At 62.3% G+C, this 22,693-nt stretch carries 23 protein-coding genes and 1 tRNA gene; 11 read left to right on the top strand and 13 right to left on the bottom strand.

What is annotated here, in order from left to right; translation table 11 throughout:
* Window positions 1-2: 2 nt before the first annotated feature.
* On the bottom strand, window positions 3-833 hold the full coding sequence (locus DT068_RS20000; protein ID WP_119391660.1) for a hypothetical protein: 831 nt from the start codon (window positions 831-833) through the stop codon (window positions 3-5).
* A gap of 707 nt (window positions 834-1,540) precedes the next feature.
* Here DT068_RS20000 and DT068_RS19995 point away from each other — a divergent pair.
* Window positions 1,541-1,876 (top strand): hypothetical protein, encoded by a 336-nt coding sequence (locus DT068_RS19995; protein WP_119391659.1) that lies wholly within the window; start codon window positions 1,541-1,543, stop codon window positions 1,874-1,876.
* A gap of 10 nt (window positions 1,877-1,886) precedes the next feature.
* On the opposite strand, the gene DT068_RS19990 is transcribed toward DT068_RS19995, so the two are convergent.
* Window positions 1,887-2,375 carry a cold-shock protein gene (locus tag DT068_RS19990; RefSeq protein ID WP_368904849.1) on the bottom strand — a complete coding sequence of 163 codons (489 nt, stop codon included), beginning with the start codon at window positions 2,373-2,375 and terminating at the stop codon, window positions 1,887-1,889.
* A 210-nt stretch (window positions 2,376-2,585) separates the two neighbouring features.
* Between DT068_RS19990 and DT068_RS19985 the strand changes: the two genes are divergently transcribed.
* Window positions 2,586-2,798 carry a hypothetical protein gene (locus DT068_RS19985; protein WP_119391657.1) on the top strand — a complete coding sequence of 71 codons (213 nt, stop codon included), beginning with the start codon at window positions 2,586-2,588 and terminating at the stop codon, window positions 2,796-2,798.
* 4 nt (window positions 2,799-2,802) lie between these two features.
* Here the strand turns inward: DT068_RS19985 and DT068_RS19980 are convergent, their stop codons facing one another.
* The gene (locus DT068_RS19980; protein ID WP_368904848.1) at window positions 2,803-3,561 is read right to left on the bottom strand and encodes an SIR2 family NAD-dependent protein deacylase; all 759 of its coding nucleotides are present in this window, start codon (window positions 3,559-3,561) and stop codon (window positions 2,803-2,805) included.
* Between the two features lie 29 nt (window positions 3,562-3,590).
* Here DT068_RS19980 and DT068_RS19975 point away from each other — a divergent pair, with 29 nt between their 5' ends.
* Window positions 3,591-4,010, top strand: a complete 420-nt coding sequence (locus DT068_RS19975; RefSeq protein ID WP_119391655.1) for a VOC family protein — start codon at window positions 3,591-3,593, stop codon at window positions 4,008-4,010.
* Here DT068_RS19975 and DT068_RS19970 read toward each other — a convergent pair whose 3' ends face one another.
* Entirely contained in the window at window positions 4,011-4,757 is a 747-nt protein-coding gene (locus tag DT068_RS19970) for an SDR family NAD(P)-dependent oxidoreductase (RefSeq protein WP_119391654.1), read from the bottom strand. It lies immediately after the preceding gene.
* Window positions 4,758-4,842: 85 nt separating this feature from the next.
* Here DT068_RS19970 and DT068_RS28105 point away from each other — a divergent pair, with 85 nt between their 5' ends.
* Complete coding sequence (locus DT068_RS28105; protein ID WP_162914331.1) at window positions 4,843-5,286, top strand: hypothetical protein; 444 nt, start codon at window positions 4,843-4,845, stop codon at window positions 5,284-5,286.
* 29 nt (window positions 5,287-5,315) lie between these two features.
* On the opposite strand, the gene DT068_RS19965 is transcribed toward DT068_RS28105, so the two are convergent.
* Window positions 5,316-5,390, bottom strand: a tRNA-Glu gene (locus DT068_RS19965).
* Window positions 5,391-5,489: 99 nt separating this feature from the next.
* Window positions 5,490-7,307 (bottom strand): single-stranded-DNA-specific exonuclease RecJ, encoded by a 1,818-nt coding sequence (gene recJ, locus DT068_RS19960; RefSeq protein ID WP_119391653.1) that lies wholly within the window; start codon window positions 7,305-7,307, stop codon window positions 5,490-5,492.
* A 150-nt stretch (window positions 7,308-7,457) separates the two neighbouring features.
* On the opposite strand from recJ, the gene DT068_RS19955 reads away from it, so the two are divergent.
* On the top strand, window positions 7,458-7,607 hold the full coding sequence (locus tag DT068_RS19955) for a hypothetical protein (protein WP_119391652.1): 150 nt from the start codon (window positions 7,458-7,460) through the stop codon (window positions 7,605-7,607).
* 18 nt (window positions 7,608-7,625) lie between these two features.
* On the opposite strand, the gene argC is transcribed toward DT068_RS19955, so the two are convergent.
* Window positions 7,626-8,666, bottom strand: coding sequence for an N-acetyl-gamma-glutamyl-phosphate reductase (gene argC / locus DT068_RS19950; protein WP_119391651.1), 1,041 nt, complete (start codon window positions 8,664-8,666; stop codon window positions 7,626-7,628).
* Between the two features lie 265 nt (window positions 8,667-8,931).
* Here argC and DT068_RS19945 point away from each other — a divergent pair, with 265 nt between their 5' ends.
* Window positions 8,932-10,047: an ABC transporter ATP-binding protein gene (locus DT068_RS19945; protein WP_119391650.1), complete on the top strand. Its 1,116-nt coding sequence runs from the start codon at window positions 8,932-8,934 to the stop codon at window positions 10,045-10,047.
* 234 nt (window positions 10,048-10,281) lie between these two features.
* Here DT068_RS19945 and DT068_RS19940 read toward each other — a convergent pair whose 3' ends face one another.
* The 4 genes from DT068_RS19940 to DT068_RS19925 form a co-directional block, all read right to left on the bottom strand.
* A complete protein-coding gene (locus tag DT068_RS19940) occupies window positions 10,282-11,103 on the bottom strand; it encodes an ABC transporter permease (protein ID WP_119391649.1) in 822 nt (273 codons plus the stop codon).
* A 6-nt stretch (window positions 11,104-11,109) separates the two neighbouring features.
* Window positions 11,110-12,351, bottom strand: coding sequence for an ABC transporter permease (locus DT068_RS19935; protein ID WP_119391648.1), 1,242 nt, complete (start codon window positions 12,349-12,351; stop codon window positions 11,110-11,112).
* A 72-nt stretch (window positions 12,352-12,423) separates the two neighbouring features.
* A complete protein-coding gene (locus DT068_RS19930; protein WP_438816448.1) occupies window positions 12,424-13,476 on the bottom strand; it encodes an ABC transporter substrate-binding protein in 1,053 nt (350 codons plus the stop codon).
* Window positions 13,477-13,666: 190 nt separating this feature from the next.
* Window positions 13,667-14,866: an MFS transporter gene (locus DT068_RS19925; protein ID WP_368904847.1), complete on the bottom strand. Its 1,200-nt coding sequence runs from the start codon at window positions 14,864-14,866 to the stop codon at window positions 13,667-13,669.
* 163 nt (window positions 14,867-15,029) lie between these two features.
* Here DT068_RS19925 and DT068_RS19920 point away from each other — a divergent pair, with 163 nt between their 5' ends.
* From DT068_RS19920 to DT068_RS19900, 5 genes are all read left to right on the top strand, one after another.
* Window positions 15,030-16,871, top strand: coding sequence for a sensor histidine kinase (locus tag DT068_RS19920; protein ID WP_119391647.1), 1,842 nt, complete (start codon window positions 15,030-15,032; stop codon window positions 16,869-16,871).
* Entirely contained in the window at window positions 16,868-18,223 is a 1,356-nt protein-coding gene (locus tag DT068_RS19915; RefSeq protein WP_119391646.1) for a sigma-54-dependent transcriptional regulator, read from the top strand. The genes DT068_RS19920 and DT068_RS19915 overlap by 4 nt, the downstream gene beginning before the upstream one ends.
* A gap of 184 nt (window positions 18,224-18,407) precedes the next feature.
* Window positions 18,408-19,382 carry a tripartite tricarboxylate transporter substrate-binding protein gene (locus DT068_RS19910; protein ID WP_119391645.1) on the top strand — a complete coding sequence of 325 codons (975 nt, stop codon included), beginning with the start codon at window positions 18,408-18,410 and terminating at the stop codon, window positions 19,380-19,382.
* 77 nt (window positions 19,383-19,459) lie between these two features.
* Window positions 19,460-19,921 (top strand): tripartite tricarboxylate transporter TctB family protein, encoded by a 462-nt coding sequence (locus DT068_RS19905; protein ID WP_119391644.1) that lies wholly within the window; start codon window positions 19,460-19,462, stop codon window positions 19,919-19,921.
* Window positions 19,922-19,930: 9 nt separating this feature from the next.
* The gene (locus tag DT068_RS19900; RefSeq protein ID WP_119391643.1) at window positions 19,931-21,442 is read left to right on the top strand and encodes a tripartite tricarboxylate transporter permease; all 1,512 of its coding nucleotides are present in this window, start codon (window positions 19,931-19,933) and stop codon (window positions 21,440-21,442) included.
* A 159-nt stretch (window positions 21,443-21,601) separates the two neighbouring features.
* On the opposite strand, the gene rpsI is transcribed toward DT068_RS19900, so the two are convergent.
* Together rpsI and rplM are read right to left on the bottom strand one after the other, a co-directional pair.
* A complete protein-coding gene (gene rpsI, locus DT068_RS19895; RefSeq protein WP_119391642.1) occupies window positions 21,602-22,096 on the bottom strand; it encodes a 30S ribosomal protein S9 in 495 nt (164 codons plus the stop codon).
* A gap of 4 nt (window positions 22,097-22,100) precedes the next feature.
* Window positions 22,101-22,565 carry a 50S ribosomal protein L13 gene (rplM, locus tag DT068_RS19890; RefSeq protein WP_119391641.1) on the bottom strand — a complete coding sequence of 155 codons (465 nt, stop codon included), beginning with the start codon at window positions 22,563-22,565 and terminating at the stop codon, window positions 22,101-22,103.
* Between the last annotated feature and the right edge of the window lie 128 nt (window positions 22,566-22,693).

Here is a 22,693-nt window from a genome sequence, read left to right as displayed (position 1 = left end):
GATTACTGCGTGGTGTCGAACCCGCACTGCTTCCGTTCCATGGCGATCTGCTGGGTAATGCGGATGGCGTTCTCCGCATAGGCCTGCGTTACCGAGCCATGATTTACCGTCTTGCCGCGCAGGGGACTTACGGCTTCGCAAAGATGGAAAACATGCGGGGTTGAAGACTTCGTGGCGCCTGGTTCCGGCGCGATCCAGTAGACGACATCCTGGCCCTCCGGGTGTGTCGCGTCCTTCGTCGCATCGGCGACGGCCGCGGAATCCCGGGCGATGTCCTGCGCCTGCGAGGCGACCTCCGGTGAACAGGCGGTGGTTGGCTGGCCGGTCTTGATCTGGGTGGCACACTCATTCATGTCCTGAGTGTACTGCTCGACCGACGGTGGCTGGAAATTCACCCCGATAAGCGTCGCAAGCACCGCGAGGACAGCGCCGATGCCGCCGGCAATCTGCTTGTTCTTGGGGTCCATGTCCTTGTCCATGAGGATCAGGACAAGCAAGGGAAGGAAGGCGATCAGCGTTATGATCGCACCGAGCTGGTTCTGCACGAAGAAGCGGAACCCGTCAGCCTTGCTGGCCGGATTTTGTCTGTTGGCCGCCTTCCACAGCATGCTGCCGGCAATGGCAAAGACGGCGATCCCGACAAGAAGGCCGATCAGCAGGAGAAGATTGCCGTCGTCGAACTTGTGCTGCTTGAGCAGATAAATGCCGACGATCTCGCCGGCAATGGCCACGGCCCAGGACAGCAGGGCGAAAATCCGAAGCCGCCGGGCAGCACTCTTCTGATCCTGATTGGCCTGCCAGGCCTTGGTGACATCCGGCTTGTTGTCGGACATGTTTCAATCCCTCATATCGACGCTTCTGCGCGATGATGGATCGTCCAATTCAGCTCGCTGTGCGTCACTGCTGGAAGTTTGGCAAAACCTTCCCATTTGTCAACAATCATTCAATTGACGCTCTGACCTGACATCGTTGGATAGAGGCGGGTGAGCGAAGTTCACGTTGCCAATGTGTTGGCTCGAAGGCACGACCGAGAAGTCGATCTATTTCACCTGCGGGCTGGATGGAAAAGGCAGGTTACCGAAGTGATTGCGAAAGGATAAGTCGGAGCAATCACGGACTTTGCCTGGGACACCATGCATGCGTTTGCCTCTTGCGGTCACCTCGGGCTTGTCGAACGAGCAAAGTCCATCCTCGCGCGCTTCCGGCAATGTGGGCCGGATCCAGACTGGCTGATCGGCATTTCACACGAACCTACAGGGACCAAGGGGGCCGCGAACGACTGATTGCCGGATTGAAGTTTCCGCTATGGCCCAACTCAGACAACCGTCGTGCCGCGCCTGATGGCGGCTTACTGTGACCTACAACACGCAATTTCAATGACATGCGTGTCTCATTCACCCCCGATGGCTCGCCCATCCTGCTTCGTGCCGGGGCAGGATTGGCATAGTCCATGCCGCGAGGCAGGACGCCCTCCCCTTGCCCGGAACCTTGCACCACCTCAGCCAGTTGGAGCAGTATGCTCGGCGGCAGGAGGTTCGCAATGTCCCGGATACTGGTCATCGCAGGCGCATCCGCTTTCTTCGCGCTCTCGCCCATCGCCGGTGAGAGCCGCGATGCCGCTGCTGCCGCGCGCATCTGGTACGGCACCTGCTTCCCGCAGTTCGAATCCTGCCTGGCGCGCTGCGCCGGCCTCCAGAACCGCGCCTTCGATCGCTGCACCAATGCCTGCCTCAGGCCGCCACGCTGCGACAGCGAACGGGAAATCGAGAGGCGTGAAGCGCAGAATGGCAATCTGCCGGAGAGTGCCCTGCCCGGCGGCTACCTGCCCGGCAGTCAATTGCCGTCCGGCAATCTGCCCAGCAGCCGTCTACCCTGATGGCGACGCGCTAGTTGGTGTGACGCGGCCCGTTGTCGAGGGTCAGGCGCACCTCGGCGGCCATCTGACCCTTCGGCCCGCTGCCGAAGCGCACATAAATCCATTGATCGGGATGCAGTTCCGCAATGGCGGTTTTCCGCAGCGTCTCCATATGGATGAAGATGTCGGGCGAACCGTCGCCCTCGCTTACGAAGCCAAAGCCGCGCGCCCGGTTGAACCATTTGACCCGCGCTCTCACCCAACCGCTCGACGCCGAGACATTCACATGGGTGCGGCTTGGCCTCTCGACCGGGTGGATCGCGGTCGACGTATCGACATTGAGCACCCGCAGCGCCTGATAGCCTTTCTGGCGCTCGACGGCTTCACAGAAGACGCGCGTGCCCTCGAGCGGCGCATCGAAGCCGTCACGCTTGAGACAGCTCAGATGCAGAAGCACGTCCGGCATGCCATTGTCGGGGATGATGAAACCATACCCCCTGCCGACATCGAACCACTTCACGAATCCGCTGATCTGAAAGATTTTGACATTCACATCGGGAGCTTGATGCTCAAGTTCCCTGTCTGCCTCGAAGGGCCCGCTAACCGCCATGACCGCATACCCGAACTGATGGCAGCCCTCAGCTCAACCCCGCTGCCATTGGCGTAGATTGGGCGACTCTTTTGCAATTGTACAGAGCGACACCGCGCAAGAGATGTGGAAAACATGGGAATGATCGCGAACGCGCCCAATGATCGCCCGGTAAAATCACCCTCACGATGCAAAAAGGCCCTGAAAACAAAGGCTGAATCACGCCAAGCTGGCCAGCCCGCGTTCACCGCCGCTCATTCGAGCGCAGAAATCGCCGTCGGCATGCACAGGCGCAACATGCAGAGGTACCCAAGCGTCGAGAACCGGGAAAACGCGCAGATTGCGCGCAACTGATTCGTTATTGCCGCCACAACCGTTCGGCTACCGAGGTCAGGACATCGCCGATCTCACCCGCGATTACGAGGTCGGCGAGCGCATCCAGGCCGGTGGGCTCACGGTTGATGATGACGAGCCGCGCGCGGTTGCTTTTCGCCATCACCGGGAAGCCCGCAGCGGGAAAGACCTGGAGCGACGACCCCAGAGCCAGGAACAGATCGGCATTGAAGGTAGCCGCCCTCGCCAGCGCCATTTCCTCCTCGGGCATCGGCTGGCCGAAGGAGATGGTCGCCGTCTTGACGATGCCGGCGCAGGAGCGGCAGTAAGGCGGCCGGCTTTCGCTCGCGATCACGGCGCGCGCCCATTCGAGCTCGTAGCGTTCGCCGCAGGTCAGGCATTTCGCATAAGACCCATTGCCATGCAGCTCGATGATGGCCGCTTCGGGCACTCCCGAGGCGCGGTGAAGGTCGTCGATATTCTGGGTGATGACATGGCTGACCTTGCCCGTGTGATAGAGCCTGGCAATCACCTGATGACCGCGCCCGGGTGTCGCGTGGGACACCGCATCATAGATCATGAAATAGCGCCGCCAGGCCTCGAGCCGCGTTTCCTCGGAGGCGAGATAGGCATTGAATTCGATGGGCTTGTACCTGGTCCAGAAGCCGCCGGGAGAGCGGAAATCCGGTATGCCGCATTCGGTCGAAACGCCGGCCCCGGTGAAGGCGACAGTGCGCCGCGCCGACTGGATCATTTCGACAAGCTCGTCTATGTCATTTGCCATCGTCAGTCCGCGAGCAAAGGAGACCCAGCGTGAAATATCTCCACACCATGATCCGCGTATCCAATCTGGACCAATCACTGGATTTCTTCATCAACAAACTGGGCTTCGTCGAGCAGCGCCGCTACGAGAACGAAAAAGGCCGCTTTACGCTGGTGTTCGTCGCCGCCCCCGAAAGCCCGGATGCGCCGGTCGAGCTCACCTACAACTGGGACCCGGAGGTCTATACGGGCGGACGCAATTTCGGCCACCTCGCCATCGAGGTCGATGACGTCTATCGCTACTGCGAGAGGCTGCAGAAACAAGGCATCACCATCAACCGTCCGCCGCGCGATGGACGCATGGCCTTCATCAAGACGCCGGACGGTATCTCGATCGAGATCCTGAACAAGGGCGGCTCCCTGCCCGTCGCCGAGCCCTGGGCATCGATGCCCAATACCGGGACGTGGTAGCTACGGCATCAGCAGACCGCCATTCACCTCGATGACCTGGCCGGTGACGTAGCCCGAGGCCTCATCGCTCGCCAGATAGACAAAGGTTCCGGCGCAGTCTTCCGCCGTGCCGAGGCGGCCCAGCGGCACCAGCTTGCGGGTCGCCTCGAGCTTGTCGGGTGTCGAATGGCGATCATGAAAAGCGGTATGGATGGTGCCGGGGGACACGGCATTGACGCGGATATTGCTCGGCGCGAGCTCCTTGGCCATCGATTTGGTCACGGCCGACACGAAGCCCTTGGTGCCGGCATAGATGCCTGAACCTGCCGCGCCGCCCGAACGCGCCGCGATCGATGACACATTGATGATGTTGCCGGAACGCTGCGCCTCGAAGAGCGGGATCACCGCCCGGCAGCAATCGACCAGCTGGCGCACATTGAGTTCCAGCACCCGGTCATAGAGCGCATCGTCGAATTCGGAGATCAGGCGGCGCTCGACCATGCCGCCGGCATTGTTGATGAGGACGTCGATGCCGCCGAGGCGCTTCTGCGCTTCTTCGACAAGCTTCCACGGCGCCTTACGCTGGACGAGGTCAAGCTTCAAGGTGGCAATGCCCTTCTTCTCGAAATCGGCCGCTTCCTTGTCGCCACTCAGATATTGGGCGAAGAGCTTCGCCCCCATGCCTGCCAAAGCGAGCGTCGCCGCTCCGCCGATGCCGGTAACGCCGCCGGTGATGACGATGCGCTTGTTCTTGAGGTCGCTGAACACGGGGCTTCCTTGAGCTATGAGGGAAGCCGCTCTTATGCGTTCGCGGCGATGCTGTAAACCGGCTGGTGCATCACATCATGAGGACATGCAGGATCATGCCGCAGGACAGGCCGATGATGGCGCCGATCAGAATGCCGACCGGTGGCGTAAGGATGAAAATTCCCGACAATCCGCCAAATGCCGCTCCGAGCGTCAAGCCCAGAACAAATCGGTTGTACAAGCAGTCCCTCCCGGACGGCGCGCCCTATTGCGCCGCATGATCCAAATCGTTGACCCGACTTCAGAATCCAGAGTTTATGTCGTTATTGGCGCGCCTCTTCGGAGGCCGAGCGCGCGCGCCTTCTATGATATTTTCTCAATCAACGCAAAAGGATTCTTCAACGAGGGCAGTCAAACTTGCTGTGATCGCAAGTCTTCGCTTCAAAAAGCGCGCCAGATGGCAAATGTTGCATTTCTGCGCGGCCGGCCTGGAAATATTGGGGCTGGTGCCGTTACTTTGGCAAGCCCATTCACACAATTCATCGCGTGAGCGTCATAATATAGAAACGATGAAAGAAGTGGCGCGCCCTACGGGAGTCGAACCCGTCTTTACAACGTGAAAGGCTGTCGTCCTAACCGATAGACGAAGGGCGCGCGGAATGGCGGCTCTATAAGGGGCTTCGGCGGGAAGCGCAAGGCATGAAATTCCACTGTAAAATCAAGGGGTCGCCTTGATAACCGGCAGGCTCGACGCTAACCGACATGTGCCACATCCTCGACGTGGAGGGAGGGAACGCGCTCGCGGCCCCAGTCATCGACGACCAGCCGGCCGGCTACATGCAAGGGATGCTGGCGTTCGGTGAGCAGCAGTTCTCCCAGATCGGTGCCGAGCGCCCGGAAGGCGATCGCCTTGATGCGGGTCCCATCGGCCGATGCGAGTGTCAGCCGGACATGATCGCTGCCGGCGCTGTCGGCATAGACGACGCGATGCGCCGGCAACACGAAGACGGGCGCCGGATTGCCCGCCCCATAGGGCCCCGCCTGCTCGACCAGCTCGATCAGATCCAGTGTCGCCCCCGATGCGGTCAGCGCGCCATCGATGTCGAGATAGCGCTCGCCCGAGAGCTTCAGGGAGTAAGCAAGCTCTGTCTCGAGGAAGGCGCGGAAATCGCCAAGGCGCGAACGCTCGATGGTGAGGCCCGCCGCCATGGCATGCCCACCACCCTTGATGAGGATGCCGGCAGCAAGCGCGGTGCGCACTGCCTGGCCCAGATCGACGCCCGAGATTGACCGTCCGGAGCCACTCGCCTTGAGGCCATCCTTCTCGAAGCCGAGCACGATGCTCGGCAGGTTGAAGCGCTCCTTGAGGCGCGAGGCGGCGAGGCCCAGGACGCCCGGATGCCAGCCTTCGCCGGCGACCACAATGGCCGGACTCGTCCGCTCGGCGCCAAGGCCGGCTTCCGCCTCGCGCAAGGCCTGGTCGAGAACGGCAAGCTCGATCGCCTGGCGCTCACGATTCAGCCGCTCGAGCTCGGCGGCGATGATCGCGCAGCGTCCACGCTCCTGGCTCACCAGCAATTCGAAGGCGAGATTGGCATGGCCGATGCGGCCCGCCGCATTGAGGCGAGGCCCCAGCAGGAAAGCCAGCGCATAGGCGTCAGGCCGGCGCTTCAGCCGTGCCGCGTCGGCAAGCGCGGCGAGGCCGGGATTCTCCCGGCGCGCCATGATGCGCAGGCCCTGCGTGACATAGGCGCGGTTGAGGCCCGTAAGCGGCACGACATCGCACACCGTGGCGAGCGCCACCAACTCGAGCCACTGCAGCATATTGGGCTCCGGCCGGTCGGCCGTGTACCAGCCGTGCTGGCGCAGCAGGCGGTTGACGACGCTGACCAGGATCATGGCGACGCCACAGGCGCACAGATAACCGAAGCCCGATATGTCGTCCTGGCGGTTGGGATTGATGACCGCCGTCGCCTCGGGAAGGTCGATGCCGGCCTGGTGATGGTCGACGATGACCACATCCATGCCGAGCGCCCTTGCCTCCGCCAGCGGATCATGCGCCAGCACGCCGCAATCGAGCGTCAGGAGCAATTGCGTGCCGCGTTCCTTCAGCGACTGCACCGCCGCTCGGCTCGGGCCATAGCCTTCGGTGAGGCGATCGGGGATATGCACGATATTGGCGGCGCCCACGCTGGCGAGGAAGCGCGTCACCAGCGCCGCCGAGGAGACGCCATCGACATCGTAATCGCTGATCGTGCCGATGCGCTCGCCCTCGATGATGGCGCGCGCCAGCCGGTCGGCGCCCTTCTCCATGTCGAGGAGAGCGGAAGGCTGGGGCATGAAGCGGCGCAGCGTCGGGTTGAGATAATCTTCAACGGCTTCGAGGCCCACGCCCCGCGCCGCCAGCACGCGGCCCAGAAGCTCGGGCAGATCGTTCTTCTCGGCTATGGCCTGTGCATCGCGGGCCGGAAAGCCGCGTGTCCGCCAGGACCTGCCGGTGATCGAACGGCTGACCCCCAGAAAAGGCGGCGATGACAGAGGTGCCGTCCGGCTATCGAGCAAGAGAGACATGATCCTTCATTGGACACCGATTCGGCCTATTCGATGTGAGCGGCCTGACGGGTGAAAGCTCGTCATACTTCATCCCGTTCAAGGCCCGCAAGCACGGGAACTTTGCCGTTCAACAGGCATTGGAAAACGGCAAATGCACAAGGTCAACCGATGATCCGCAAGCTCAAATCCGGCGAATACCGCCTCTATTCGCGCAAGAAGGATCCCAAGACCGGCAGGCGCCGCAATCTCGGCACGTTCAAGAGCCGGGCTGAGGCAGAAAAGCACGAGCGCGCGGTGCAGTATTTCAAGCACCGCTAGCAGGCATTGCCGCTCCCCTTACGGGAAGAGCGCCACCTGCTCCAAGCCTTGCGTCTCCGGCAGGCCGAACATCAGATTGAAGTTCTGGATCGCCTGCCCGGCTGACCCCTTCACCAGATTGTCGAGCGTCGAGATGAGGATCACGCGGCCAGGCACCCGGTCGGCATAGACGCCGAGCATCACATTGTTTGAGCCGCGCACGAATTGCGTCGAGGGCATGACGCCCTTGGGCGCCATGAACACGAAGGGCTCATCCTTGTAATGCTTCTCAAGGGCGGCCGTGCAGTCGGCCGCCGTCGCCTTGCCCCTGAGCTTCGCATAGGAGGTGCACAATTCGCCGCGACTCATCGGGATGAGATGCGGGGTGAAATTGACGATGACCGCCTGGCCCGCGGCCTGACCGATCTCCTGCTCGATCTCCGGCGCATGCCGGTGGCTGGCGACACCATAGGGCGAGAGCCCCTCGCCCGCCTCGCAGAACAGCACATTCTGCTTGAGCGAGCGGCCGGCGCCCGAGACGCCCGATTTCGCGTCGATGATCAGGTCCGACGCATCGATGAGGCCCGCCTTTACCAGCGGCAGCAGCATGAGGAGCGCTGCCGTCGGGTAGCAGCCCGGACAGGCGACGAGACGCGCCTTCCTGATCGCCTCGCGATAATGCTCGGTGAGCCCATAGACCGCGTCCTTCTGCAGATCGAGCGCCTGATGCGGGCCGCCATACCATTTCTCATAGACGGCGGGATCGCGCAGCCGGAAGTCGGCCGACATGTCGATCACCTTCAGGTGCTTGGGCAACCCGCGGATGACGGCCTGGCTCGTTGCATGGGGAAGGCCGCAAAAGACCGCCTCGACCTTCGACCAGTCGGCCTCCTCATTCTTGATGAGGGTCGGCAGCTTCAGATGGGCGAGATGCGGGAATACCTCCGCCATCGCCTTGCCGGCATGGGAGTTGGCGGTGAGGGCCACGACCTCGACGCCCGGATGAACCGCCGCCAGACGCACCAGATCGGCTCCGGTGTAGCCCGAGGCACCGATGACACCGATCTTGATCTTAGGCATGACTCTGCTCCGCTGAAAAAGTGGAGCGCTCCTTTACGCCACGCGGGGCAATTGTAAAGATCGTTTGCCGGAACGTGTTTCGCCGGTTTGTCATCAGGGGCCTTCAAACCGTTGAAATGGCTCATTTTCACACAACACGCCGGATGCGTATTCTTGCCGCTTGCAGCAGGTTCCGAAGCCATTAAGGTAGATGCTCCAGCGGGCCGGACAGACAAAAGGCGCCGGCGCGAAAGACCAAGAAAATGGGCCGATATGGGGAGAAGACATGCCGGCGGAATCTACCGCGGAACCGATGGTGCGGTTCCAGAATGTTCAGAAGAGCTATGACGGCGTCAGCGTCGTCGTCGAAAGCCTCAATCTCGACATCGCCAAGGGCGAGTTCCTGACCATGCTCGGGCCTTCGGGCTCGGGCAAGACCACCACGCTTATGATGCTGGCCGGCTTCGAGCCCCCGACGCAAGGTGAGATCTACCTGCATGGCAAGCCGATCAGTCGCATGCCGCCGCATAAGCGCGGCATCGGCATGGTGTTCCAGAACTATGCGCTCTTCCCCCATATGACGGTCGCCGAAAACCTCGCCTTCCCGCTCAAGGTGCGCGGCCTCGACAAGTCCGAGATCAAGAGCAAGATCGAACGCGCGCTCGACATGGTGGAACTCCCGACATTCGGCGAGCGGCGGCCGGGCCAGCTGTCGGGCGGCCAGCAGCAGCGCATCGCGGTGGCACGGGCCCTCGTCTTCGAACCCGATCTGGTGCTGATGGACGAGCCCCTGGGCGCGCTCGACAAGCAGCTGCGCGAGCAGATGCAATATGAGATCAAGCATCTGCATGATCGGCTGCAGATCACCGTCGTCTATGTGACGCATGACCAGTCGGAAGCGCTCACCATGTCCGACCGGATCGCGGTGTTCAACAATGGCCGTATCCAGCAGTTGTCACGGCCCGACGAGCTCTATGAACGGCCATGCAATTCCTTCGTCGCGCAGTTCATCGGCGAGAACAACCGACTCAAGGGCACGGTCGAGGAACTCGGCAAGAACAACAGCTGCACCGTGCGTCTCACTTCCGGCGACACGGTCAAGGCGTCCGCGATCGGCGTTTCGAAGAAGGGCGAGCAGACCCTCCTGTCGCTCCGTCCGGAACGGGTCGAGATCAATCCCAGCAATGGCAGCCTGTCGAATATCCTCGACGGCCGCATCGAGGAGATCATCTATCTGGGCGATCACATGCGCACACGCCTGTCGGTCGCCGGGCACAGCGATTTCATCGTCAAGGTGCCGAACCGCCAGAGCGATTGCGGCTTCAGGGAAGGCGAGAAGGTGAAGATCGGCTGGACCGTCGAGGACTGCCGCGCGCTCGACTGCACTGAGTCTCTGCAATAGCGTGCACAAGATCAGGGAAAATACAGGGAATTTACAGGGAACTACAGCGAATTACAGGGGAGAGGATTCCCGACTTCAATGAAATCATATGGTTAGCGCCTGAGAGTGAGCCTACTTCCCTGATACCGGCAGCATCCCGATCTCGCTTCACGCCGCCCTGGTCCGGCTTTTTTGAAAATGGATTCTCACGGCCGAGCCCGCAATAGCAAGAGGCGAGGCCGAGCCCATGGCTGGCTAATGCCCCCGCAAACGCTCGGTGCGGCGACGCAGCAGCTCTATCCCTACCAGCAGCGCCACCGAGAACACGATCAGGATGCTCGCCGCCGCCGTGATCGTCGGGCTGATCTGCTCGCGGATGCCGGCGAACATCTGCTTGGGCAGCGTCCTCTGCTCGGCACTGGTGATGAAGAGAGCCACCACCAGCTCGTCGAAGGAGGTCACGAAGGCGAAGAGCGCGCCCGAGATCACCCCGGGGGAGATGATCGGCAGCATGATGGCGGTGAACACCCGGAAGGGGGTTGCGCCGAGCCCCGCCGCGGCGCGCGACAGCGAGTGATCGAAGCCCGACAGCGTCGAGGTGACGGTGACGACGACAAAGGGGGTCGCGAGCACCGTGTGCGCCAGCACGAGGCCGGGGATCGAGGCGATCAGTCCGATCTGGGCATAGAAAAGATAGATGCCGACCGCCGTGATGATGACCGGCACGATCATCGGCGAGATCAGGACCCCGAGAATGACCGGCTTGAACGGCAGATTGGCGCGGGCGAGGCCCAGCGCCGCCACGGTGCCGAGAATGGTCGAGAGGATGGTGACGAGCACGGCGGCCAGCAGGCTCACCTTGACCGCATTCATCCAGCGCTCGTTGCTGAAGAAGTCCTCATACCACCGCAATGACAGGCCGGGCATCGGATAGCTGAAATAGGGCTCGGAATTGAAGGACAAGGGCATAATCGCCAGGATCGGCGAGATCAGGAACAGCAGCACCAGGCCGGTAAAGGCGAGCGTCGCGTAATAGGCGAATTTCTCGATCGGCGTGGCATAGGACGGTAGCTTCATATCGGCCTAGCCCAGCTTTACCTTGTCGATGCCGACAAGGCGGTTATAGACGAAATAGAGCGTGAGGGTCGCGAGCAACAGCACGGTGCCAAGGGCACAGGCCTTGCCCCAATTGTTCTCGCGGTTGATGGCTTCGGCGATGATGCCGGACATCATCTGATCGGAAGGGCCGCCCACCAAAGCCGGCGTAATGTAATAGCCGAGGCACAGAATGAAGGTGAGCAGGCACCCTGCCCCGATCCCCGGCAGCGTCTGGGGCAAATAGACATGCAGGAAGGAATAGACCGGGCCGCCGCCCAGCGAGCGGGCGGCGCGCATATAGGTCGGCGGGATGGTCTTCATCACGCTGTAGATTGGCAGGAGCGTGAAAGGCAGCTGGATATGGGTCATGGCGACGATCGTGCCGAAGCGGCTGAAGATGAGCGGCAGAGGCTGGCTGGTAAGCCCTGATCCGAGCAGAAGGTCGTTGATCGGCCCATTGTCCTGGAGCATCACGAACCAGGCGGTGGTGCGAACGAGGAGCGAGGTCCAGAACGGCAACAGCACGAAGATCATCAGGATGTTGGCGATGCGCGGCGGCGTGTTGGCGAGCACGTAGGCGACCGGAAAGCCGAGGACGAGCGTCGCCAAAGTGACGATGAGGCTGATACCCATCGTGCGCTTGAGGATGTCGAGATAAACGGCGCGCCCTGGATCGACGGCGCCGATATGGCCGTCGGGCTTGGTTTCGAGATCGACCGTGTTGAGCAGATAGAAGCCGGTCACCGGGTTGCCGGCGCGCTTGATCGTGGTCCAGACATTGAGATCGGACCAGATCGGGTCGATGGCGATGATCTGGTCCTTATAGGGCGCCGCCGTCAGCGCCTTGATCTTGCGGGCGCTGGTGATGATCTTGCTGCGGATGCCGGACATCTCATAGTTCATGCGCTTGCCGATGAGCGCCGAGGTCTTGGCCTTCTCGGACTCGCGGAAATCCTCCGCCAGGGCCGCATAGACCTCCTCCGACGGCAGAGCGCTGCCATCCCACGCCGCGAGGAGGCTGGTGGTCCGCGGCAGGTTGTTGCTGATGTCGGGATCATAGATCGCGTTCTTCAGCATGAGCACGATCGGGATGACGAAGGAAACGACGATGAACAGGAAGAGCGGCGCAACAAGCGCCAAAGCGCGCAGCTTTCCCCGCCGCTCGGCCGTTCTCAACTGGAATTTGAGCTGACGGGCGTTGTGAATAACGGCTTCCGCATGAGCCATCTGGCAATCCTGCGATAAATCAATAGATGCGGGAACGGGAAAACCCGTTCCCGCACATCAATTGATGTCAGACTATTGCGCGAGCCAGCTGTTGAAACGCTCGCGCAGCTGATCGCCATTGTCGGCCCAGAATTGCGGGTCGACGATCAGCGCCGTTTTCATGTTGGCGTCGGCCGTCGGGAGATGCGGCAGGATCTCCGGATCGACATTCGGAATGGCGTCCCTGTTGGCAGGACCATAGGAGATATACTTGGTCTGTTCGGCCATGCGCTTGGGATCTGATGCATAGGTGATGAAGCGATAAGCGCCATCTACCCTGGGACCGCCTTTCGGCATCGCCCACCAGTCCCAATCGAGACCCTGCTGGTCCCACATGATGGCGAAGGGCTTCTTGTCACTCACCACCGCGCCATAGATACGGCCGTTCCAGGCTGAAGTCATGACGACCTGGCCGTCAGCCAGCATCTGCGGCGGCTGGGCGCCCGCTTCCCACCACACGACGTCCTTCTTGATGGTGTCGAGCTTCTTGAAGGCGCGATCGACGCCCTCAGGTGTCGCCAGCACCTTGTAGACATCGGCCTGCGGCACGCCGTCGGCAATCAGCGCCCATTCGAGATTGACGAAGGGGTTCTTCTGCAGACCGCGCTTGCCCGGGAATTTCTGCAGGTCGAAGACATCGGCGATGGTCTTCGGGCCGTCCGGCATCTTCGATGTGTCATAGGCAATAATCGTGGCATAGACGATGTTCGGAACGGCACAATCCTGAAGGTCGCCGCCGATGAATTTCGACTTGTCGAGACCGAGCTTGCCCCAATCAATGGTTTCGAGCACGCCTTCGGCACAGGCCGCGAGCGCGGTCTGGGTGTCGATATCGACAATGTCCCAGGTAACCGCCTTCGCTTCGACCATCGCGCGCAGCTTGGCGATCTCGCCGTTATATTCTTCTTCCGTGACCTTGTTGCCGTCCTTGATGAACGGCTCGAAAAAGGCCTTGCGCTGGCTCTCCTGATAGGAGCCGCCCCAGGAGGTGATCGTCAGCTCGTCGGCAGCCCATGCCGATGGCAATGCCGCCATCAGCGCCGTACCGGCGGCCAGCCCCAACATGAATTTTGACAGGATTCTCATCTGCTACTCCCCAAGTTTGTTTCCCACCACCAAAAATCTGGCCAAATCGCCGTTCACTTCAGCTTTCTTAGTCGCCTCATGAGAATTTCTTCGTTCCCAAGGCTTTTATGGCTCTGTCTCATCCTATTACATATGCTTGTCACGCCAAGGTCAATCCGGATTTGCGCTGCATTCGTGTCGCAGGTCCCTTTTAGTGGCCGCGCAGCCGGCCGCGCCCGGCCGCCAGCCCGATCAGGGTAAGCAGCGTGAAGCTGGCGCCCGCCAGGAATGTCCCTTGCGGACCGGCCATATCCCAGAGCGCTCCGGCCAGAACGCTGGCCATGAGCAGGACGATACCGGTGATGAGGTTGAACATTCCGAACGCGGTGCCCCGCAGTTCGGCAGGCGCCGCGCCGGCGATCAGGCTCGCCAGAAGGCCCTGCGTGAAGCCCATGTGAAGTCCCCACAGCACGACGCCGACCAGGAGAGCGAGGACGCCCGTGGTGAAGGCCAACACAATATCGGCGGCCAGCAGCAGCAAAAGGCCAAGGATGAGCAATTTCGTTTTGTCCATACGATCGGACAGCATGCCGACCGGATAGGCCGAGAGCGAATAGGCGAGGCTCATGACCATCAGGACCACAGGCACGGCAGCCAGAGGCAGACCGATGGATTGCGCGCGCAGGATGAGGAAAGCTTCGCTGAACCGTGCCAGCGTGAAGATCGCCGCGATGGCGACCACCCACCAGTAGACAGCACCAAGCCGGCGCAGTTCGCCGCGGTGAAGAGGCATGCGCACGCGCCGCAAGCCCTCTGGTCGTTCCGGCTCCCTGACCGCGACGATGATCAGGCCGGCGGAAAGAAAGGCGGGAATGACGGCAATCCAGAAAACCAGCTGGAAATGACCGCCGGTCAGCCACATGGCCACTATCGCGATGAACGGCCCAAGGAAGGCGCCGACCGTGTCCAGCGACTGGCGCAGGCCGAAGGCGGCACCGCGCAACTCGGGCGGCGCTATATCGGCGACAAGCGCGTCACGCGGCGCCCCCCTGATGCCCTTGCCGATGCGATCGATAAATCTCGCCGCCACCAGCCACCCGATCGACGGCGCCAGGGGAAAGATCGGCTTGGCCAGCGCCGCCAGGCCATAGCCAAGGGCCGCCAGGAATTTGCGCCGGCCGAGCCAGTCGCTGAGCGCGCCGGAGAATACTTTGGTGATCGCGGCGGCGGCCTCGGCCACTCCTTCGATGACACCGACCGTAACCGCCGACGCGCCGAGCACGGTGGTGAGATAGACCGGCAAAAGCGCATGGATCATCTCGGAAGATATGTCCATGAGCATGGAGACGAAGCCCAGCACCCAGATACCAACCGGGATGTGCTGCAAGCGCGCTGGGTTCACCTGCTTCATGTCAGTTCCGAGTTTGACAAAGGTCAATGGAAACCATTGTCCTACCGCAAAATTGCTTTGCATCAAGGGATCAATCCACGAGCCTGCGCTTGTTGTGCCGCTCATCCCACGCGTGTAGGAAATGGGGATGGGAGGAAGGCGCCATGCGCCTTGAGGGCAGTCGATGACGCGGTTTTTCACGCGCCCCGCGGTCTGGGCGGCGGCGCTGCTCGCTTTGGCGACCATCGCCATCATCGTCTATGGCGGCGCCTTCGCCACCCGGACCTATCTCGACCAGGCGGAATCGCGCGGGCAGACGACATTGCGGCTCGCAGTGGCGGTGCTGCGCGGCCAGATGAGCCGCTACCAGTCGCTGCCCGCTCTGGTCGCCGATCACTACGACATCAAGGCGCTGCTCGCCGATCCCGATAACCGGGATTTGCGCCGCAAGGCCGATTCCTACCTCAAGGAGATCAACGCGCTTCTCGCCTCCTCCGACATCTATGTGATGAAGCCCGGCGGCGACACGATCGCTGCCAGCAACCATGACGGGCCGATCAGCTTCGTCGGCGAGAATTTCAGCTACCGGCCCTATTACCAGGATGCGATCCAGGGCCGCGAAGGCCGCTTCTTCGCGCTCGGTACGACCTCGCTCAAGCGCGGCTATTATTTCTCGGCACCGGTCATCATCACCGGCCAGATCAAGGGGGTGGTCGTTTTCAAGGTCGATATCGACACCATCGAGGCCTCGTGGACGGGCGATGACTACGAGATCCTCGTCTCGGACCCGGAAGGCATCATCTTCATGACCGACCAGGCGGACTGGCTCTATGCCAGCCTGTTGCCGTTGACGGTCGAGCGGCTGGCGCGCACGGAGGTTTCGCGCCGCTATGCCAATGCCAAATTGCGCGAGTTGCCTGTCACGCAGGCGAGTTCGGACAGCGGCCACCAGCTGATGAGAATCGCAACGGACAACGGTCCGCGCGAATACCTGGCGCTCGCCGAACCCATGCCCGAGGCGGGCTGGACGGTAAGCGTCCTGCTCGACACAGCACCGGCGCGCGCCCAGGCCCTTACCAGCGTCGCTGCCGCGCTGCTGCTCCTGGGGCTCGCGGCGCTTGCCGGCACGATCCTGCTGGAACGCCGCGCCAGGTTGCGCGAGCGCCTCGAGATGCAGCGCAATGCGCAAGCGGAACTTGAACGGCGCGTCGAGGAACGCACCGCCGATCTGGCACTCGTCAACCAGCAACTCGAGACCGAGGTATCGGAGCGGCGCGCCACCGAACAGCAGCTGCGCCAGACCCAGTCGGACCTGATCCAGGCGGGCAAGCTCGCGGCCCTGGGGCAGATGTCGGCCGCGCTCTCGCATGAATTAAACCAGCCGCTGACGGCGGTGAAAACCTATGCCGAAAATGCCGAGATCCTGATCGAGCGCAACCGCATCGCGGAGGCGCGCGACAATGTTTCCCGCATTTCGAGCCTTGCCGACCGGATGGCCGCGATCAGCCGGCATTTGCGCAATTTTGCGCGCAAGCCGAATGAGCAGCTGGGATCAATGACGCTTGCCGATATAGTCAAGGATACGCTGGAGATCGTTGCCTCACGGCTCAAGACTGCCGGGACCGAGGTCGCCGTCGATCTCGGACCTGAGCCGCTCACTGTCAAGGCTGGCCAGATCCGGCTGCAGCAGGTGCTGGTCAACCTGATCTCCAATGCCGCCGATGCAGTCGATGGCCAGGCGGAACGGCGCATCGAGCTCGCCGCGCGCCGCAAGCGCGGCAAAGTCACGATTGCGGTCGGCGACAATGGCCCCGGCATCCCGGAAGCAATCATGCCCCGCATCTTCGATCCCTTTTTCACTACCAAGGGGGTCGGCAAGGGCCTGGGGCTTGGCCTGTCTATTTCCTACAATATCATCAAGGACTTTGGCGGCGATCTTGCGGTTGTGAACAAACTTGAAGGCGGCGCCCTTTTCACCATCACGCTCGATACGGCATCGTCTGAGCGGCGTGAGGCGGCCGAATGAGGCCGGCGCTCGTGCTTCTCGTCGATGATGAAGAGGAGTTGCGCCGGTCGACCGCGCAGTCGCTCGATCTCGCCGGCTTCTCGGTGCGCGATCTCAGCAGCGCCGAGGGAGCGCTCGACTTCATCACCCAGGGTTTCAATGGCGTCGTCATCACCGATATCCGCATGCCCGGCATGGACGGCATGACCCTGATGAACCGGGTGCGCGACATCGATCCCGACATTCCGGTTATCCTCGCCACCGGTCACGGCGATGTGCAGCTCGCCGTCAAGGCGATGCGCGAAGGCGCCTATGATTTCATCGAGAAGCCGTTCAACAGCCAGGCGCTGGCGGATGTCGCGGCGCGCGCCATCGACCGCCGCCGGCTGGTGCTCGAAAACCGGCGGCTGCGGGCCGTCGCCGGCAAGCGCGACGATATCGAGGCGCGCCTGCCCGGACGCACCCAGGCGATGATCGACCTGCGCTACCGGCTGCGCGCCGTGGCGCCGACCGATGCGGACGTGCTCATCATCGGCGATACCGGCACCGGCAAGGAAGTCACCGCGCGCGCCTTGCACGATATCAGCGGTCGCGCGACGAAGCCCTTCATCGCCATCAATTGCGCGGCGCTTCCGGCCAACCTGATCGAAAGCGAACTGTTCGGACATGAGGCGGGCTCGTTCCCCGGCGCTCTGCGGGCGCGTTACGGCAAGTTCGAGCATGCGCGCGGCGGAACCGTGCTTCTCGACGAGATCGGCTCGATGCCGCTCGATCTCCAGGCCAAGCTCCTGCGCGTCATCCAGGAACGTGTCATCACGCGGCTCGGCTCCAATGAAGCGGTGCCGCTCGATGTGCGCTTCATCGCCACCAGCAAGTCCGATCTCGAGGCCGAGGTCATTGCCGGGCGCTTCCGTGCCGATCTTCTCTATCGTCTCAATGTGGTGACGCTGCGCCTGCCGGCCCTGGCGCAGCGCCGGGCGGACGTGCCCCTCCTCTTCCTGCAGCTCGTCAATGAAGCCACAGCGCGCTATCGGCGCGACGATCTGGAGGTGCCGGCGCCGATGCTGGCCGACATCGCGCGACGCGACTGGCCCGGCAATGTGCGCGAATTGCGCAATGCGGCCGAGCGTTTCGTCCTGGGCCTCGGCATGCCCGAAGAAAGCGAGACTGGCGCCGGGCAGACCACCCGTCTCGCCGAGCGGGTTGCGGAATTCGAGCGCGGCATCATTGCCGGCGCCCTGCGCGTCAGCGGCGGCAATCTGAAGCCCGTCTATGAGGCGCTCGGAATCTCGCGCAAGACCCTCTACGAAAAGATGCAGAAATACGGGCTGGACAAGCGCGAGCTCGGCGAGAATGAACCCGACGGCACCTGAGCATGTGTGACTCTTCACCCAGAATTCCCGTCGGATGTTACGGAATCCACCCATCGTCGCCAGAAAACGGGTGCCAAGCCCTGCAATGGCCACAGGTTGAATTGCAGCCCGGAGCGACGCTTCTGCTAATGTGGCCATTCCGGCACTGGAAAAGCAGGCCCGGGAACCTTTGAGGGAGGATCTCATGAAGAAGCTACTCGCCGCGCTGGCGGCTGCAACCATGCTCGCCCTGACGAGCGGCGCCCAAGCGCAAACCTATCCCGACCGCACCATCACCATGGTGGTCCCGTTCTCCGCCGGTGGCCCGACCGATACGGTGACCCGGCTCGTCGCCGAGGCGATGTCGAGGGACCTTGGCCAGCAGATCGTGGTCGAAAATGTCGGCGGCGCCGGCGGCACGCTGGGCGCGGCACGCGTCGCCAAGGCCGATCCTGATGGCTATACGCTGCTCCTCTATCATATCGGCATGGCGACCAGCGCCACGCTCTACCGCAAGCTGCCTTATAATACGCTCGAGGCTTTCGACTATGTGGGGCTCGTGACCGATGTGCCGATGACCATCGTGGCACGCAAGGATTTCGAGCCCGGCGATCTCCAGAGTCTGCTTGATTATGTCAAGGCCAACAAGGACAAGGTCACGCTCGCCAATGCCGGCATCGGCGCCGCCTCGCATCTGTGCGGCATGATGTTCATGAGCGCCATCCAGACGCCCCTGGTCACCGTTCCCTACAAGGGCACGGGCCCGGCGATGACCGATCTTCTCGGCGGCCAGGTGGACATCATGTGCGACCAGACCACCAACACCACCAAGCAGATCAAGGCGGGCACGATCAAGGCCTATGCCGTCACCAGTGCAAAGCGTCTCGACGTGCTGTCCGATCTGCCGACCGCCGAGGAAGCAGGCATCGCCGGTTTCCAGGTCGGCATCTGGCACGGTGTCTATGCGCCCAAGGGCACGCCCACTGAAATAACCGAGCGCCTGTCGAAGTCCCTGCAGCTCGCGCTCAAGGACCCCAATGTCGTGGCCCGTTTCGCCGAGCTCGGCACAGCGCCCGCGACCGAGGCCGAGGCGACGCCTGCCGCGCTCAAGGCGAAGCTCGAAAGCGAGATCGCGCGCTGGAAGCCGGTGATCGACGCCGCCGGCCAATACGCCGACTGAACACTGAACAGGTGAAAGGGGTGCCAATAGGCGCTCCTTTTCCTTCTCCATCGACTTTCAGCGTGAGGGAACACGCCATGAAAATCATTCACATCGATACGACCAACGGTCTATGCGGAGCGCTCTTCGTCGTGCTCGGTCTCTTCTTCGCCTACCAGTCCTGGATGATGGACATGGGCACGGCACTGCGCATGGGCCCCGGCTATTTCCCGCTGCTGCTCGCCGGCATTCTGCTGCTCCTCGGCATCATCGTGCTCATCCAGGCGACCCGTGTGGCGAGCGAGCCGATTGGTCCTCTCGCCTGGCGCGGGATGCTTCTGATCCTGCCGGCTCCCATTTTCTTCGGGCTCACGGTCCGCGGCCTGGGCTTCCTGCCCGCCATCTTCATCACCGCCCTCATCGCCTCCTTCGCCAGCATGCGCATGAAGCCCATCACCGCCCTCATCCTGTCGGCGGGGGTCACGCTCTTCTCCTACCTCGTCTTCAGCAGAGGGCTCAGTCTGCCGTACCGTCCCTTTGGTCCATGGCTCGGCTTTTAGGGGCACGAAATGGACCTCATCGACAATCTGATCCTCGGCTTCAGCACCGCCTCGACGCTGTGGAACCTGTTCTTCTGCCTGATCGGCGTGCTGCTCGGCACCTTGATCGGCGTGCTGCCCGGTATCGGCGCCACCGCCACCATCGCCATGCTGCTGCCCATCACTTTCCAGATCGGCGACCCGGTGGCGGCGCTCATCATGCTGGCCGGCGTCTATTACGGCGCCCAGTATGGCGGATCCACCACCGCGATCCTGATCAACATGCCGGGCGAATCCTCTTCGGCGGTCACCGCGGTCGACGGCTATCAGATGGCGCGCAAAGGTCGTGCCGGTGCGGCACTTGCCACGGCCGCCATCGGCTCCTTTTTCGCCGGCACGGTGGCGACCTTTCTCATCGCGCTGTTCGCACCGCCCTTGACTGCGATCGCCCTCAAATTCGGCGCCGCCGAATATGTGTCACTGATGATCGTCGGCCTCGTCTCGGCGGTCGTGCTGGCGCATGGCTCGGTGATCAAGGCGCTTGGCATGGTCGTGCTCGGACTTTTGCTCGGCCTGGTCGGCACCGATGTCATCAGCGGCGCTCCGCGCTTCATCCTGGGCATCAGGGAATATGCCGACGGGCTCAATTTCGTGGCTGTGGCCGTCGGCGTCTTCGGCATCGCCGAGATCCTGCGCAATCTCGAGAACGAGCATGAGCGTTCGGTGCTGATCAGGAACGTGCAAGGCCTGATGCCGACGCGCGAGGATTTCCGTCGCATGACGGCGCCCATCCTGCGCGGCACGGTGCTCGGCTCGGTGCTCGGCATCCTGCCGGGCGCCGGCGCCATTCTCGCGGCCTTCGCATCCTATACGGTCGAGAAGCGTGTCTCCAGGCATCCGGAGGAATTCGGCAAGGGCGCCCTCGAGGGCGTCGCCGGCCCCGAATCGGCCAACAATGCAGGCGCCCAGACGTCCTTCATCCCGATGCTGACACTGGGACTCCCCACCAATCCGGTGATGGCGCTGATGAGCGGCGCCATGATCATCCAGGGCATCGTGCCGGGTCCCAATGTGGCGAGCGAACAACCGGCGCTGTTCTGGGGCATCATCGCCTCGATGTGGATCGGCAATCTCCTGCTGATCGTCCTCAACCTGCCGCTCATCGGCCTTTGGGTAAAGCTGCTGACGGTGCCCTATTACATCCTTTTTCCGATCATCATGGCCTTCTGCTCGATCGGCATCTACAGCGTGAACTCCAATGTCTATGACCTCTATCTGGTCGCCTTCTTCGGCATCCTTGGCTACGCGCTCATGAAATTGCGCTGCGAGCCTGCACCGCTGCTGCTCGGCTTCGTGCTGGGTCCGCTGCTGGAAGAGAATCTGCGCCGCGCCATGATCCTGTCGAAGGGCGACCCCACGACCTTCGTCACCCGGCCGATCAGCGCCGGCCTGCTGGCGCTGGCCGCCGCCGTCCTCGTCATCGTCTTCCTGCCGGCCATCGGGAAGAAGCGCGCCGAGGTCTTCGTCGAGGAAGGTGCCTGAGCACCGGGTGATGGCGGGCTCCCGTCTTCATTCGTCGGGCCTTGTATGGTCCCCGGGGGGCACTCGGCCGCGGAGCCTGCCGTGTCATGCCTGCAACATGAAAAAGGGATGGTGTTTCCACCATCCCTTGCATCTGCAATCCGGATGTTCCGTTGGCGATCAGCGCTTCGAGAACTGGAACGACCGGCGGGCTTTGGCGCGGCCATACTTCTTGCGCTCGACCGCGCGCGGGTCACGGGTGAGGAAGCCGTTCTTCTTGAGCACCGAGCGCAGCTCCGGCTCGAAATAGGTCAGCGCGCGGGCAAGGCCATGGCGGACGGCACCGGCCTGGCCGGACAGGCCGCCACCCACGACGGTGCAGTCGACATCGACCTGATCGCGGCGCAGGGCCGCCACCATCGGCTGCTGGACGAGCATCTGCAGCACGGGACGGGCGAAATAGACATTGATCGCCTTGCCGTTGACCGTGATCTTGCCGCCGCCACGCTTCACCCACACGCGGGCAATGGCGTCCTTGCGGCGGCCGGTGGCATAGGCGCGGCCCTTGGCGTCGAGCTTGGGCTTGGCGGGGGCCGAAGCCAAAGCTGCCTGGCCCTGGACGGCGGCGGTGCCGAGCGCTTCGCCGAGATTGGAAAGAGTTGTCGGTTCAGCCATGGTCTCAGCCTCTCAGCGTGTTCTTGGGATTGAGCGAAGCGATATCGAGCTTTTCCGGGCTTTGGGCCTCGTGCGGGTGGGCTGCGCCCTTGTAGATGCGGAGATTCGACATCTGCTGGCGCTTGAGAGGGCCGCCGGGGAGCATGCGCTTCACTGCCGCCTCGAGAACACGGTCGGGGAACTTGCCGTCGAGGATCTTCTCGGCCTTGCGCTCCTTGATGCCGCCCGGGAAGCCGGTGTGCCAGTAATAAGTCTTGTCCTTGCGCTTGTTGCCGGTGAGGACGACCTTCTCGGCGTTGATGACGACGATGTTGTCGCCACAATCCATATGGGGGGTAAAGGTGGGCTTGTGCTTGCCGCGCAAACGGTTGGCGATGATCGTGGCGAGACGCCCGACGATCAGCCCGTTCGCATCGATCAGCACCCACTTTTTCTCGATTTCCTTGGCTTTCGCCGAATAGGTCTTCATTTGAGTGTTCCAATGCTTGTTCAGATGGCGCCGACATAGCCAAGCGAGCCGCGGAGGTCAAGAAAAACCTTGTAATTCAAGCAGATTCTCTATGTGGTATTATAATACCTAAAAGTGTTGTTTTGCTG

It is taken from the genome of Taklimakanibacter lacteus (assembly GCA_003576695.1).
GTDB lineage: Bacteria > Pseudomonadota > Alphaproteobacteria > Rhizobiales > Aestuariivirgaceae > Taklimakanibacter > Taklimakanibacter lacteus.
Note: the sequence above shows the minus strand (reverse complement) of the source record. Positions and strands in the feature narration are given on the sequence as shown.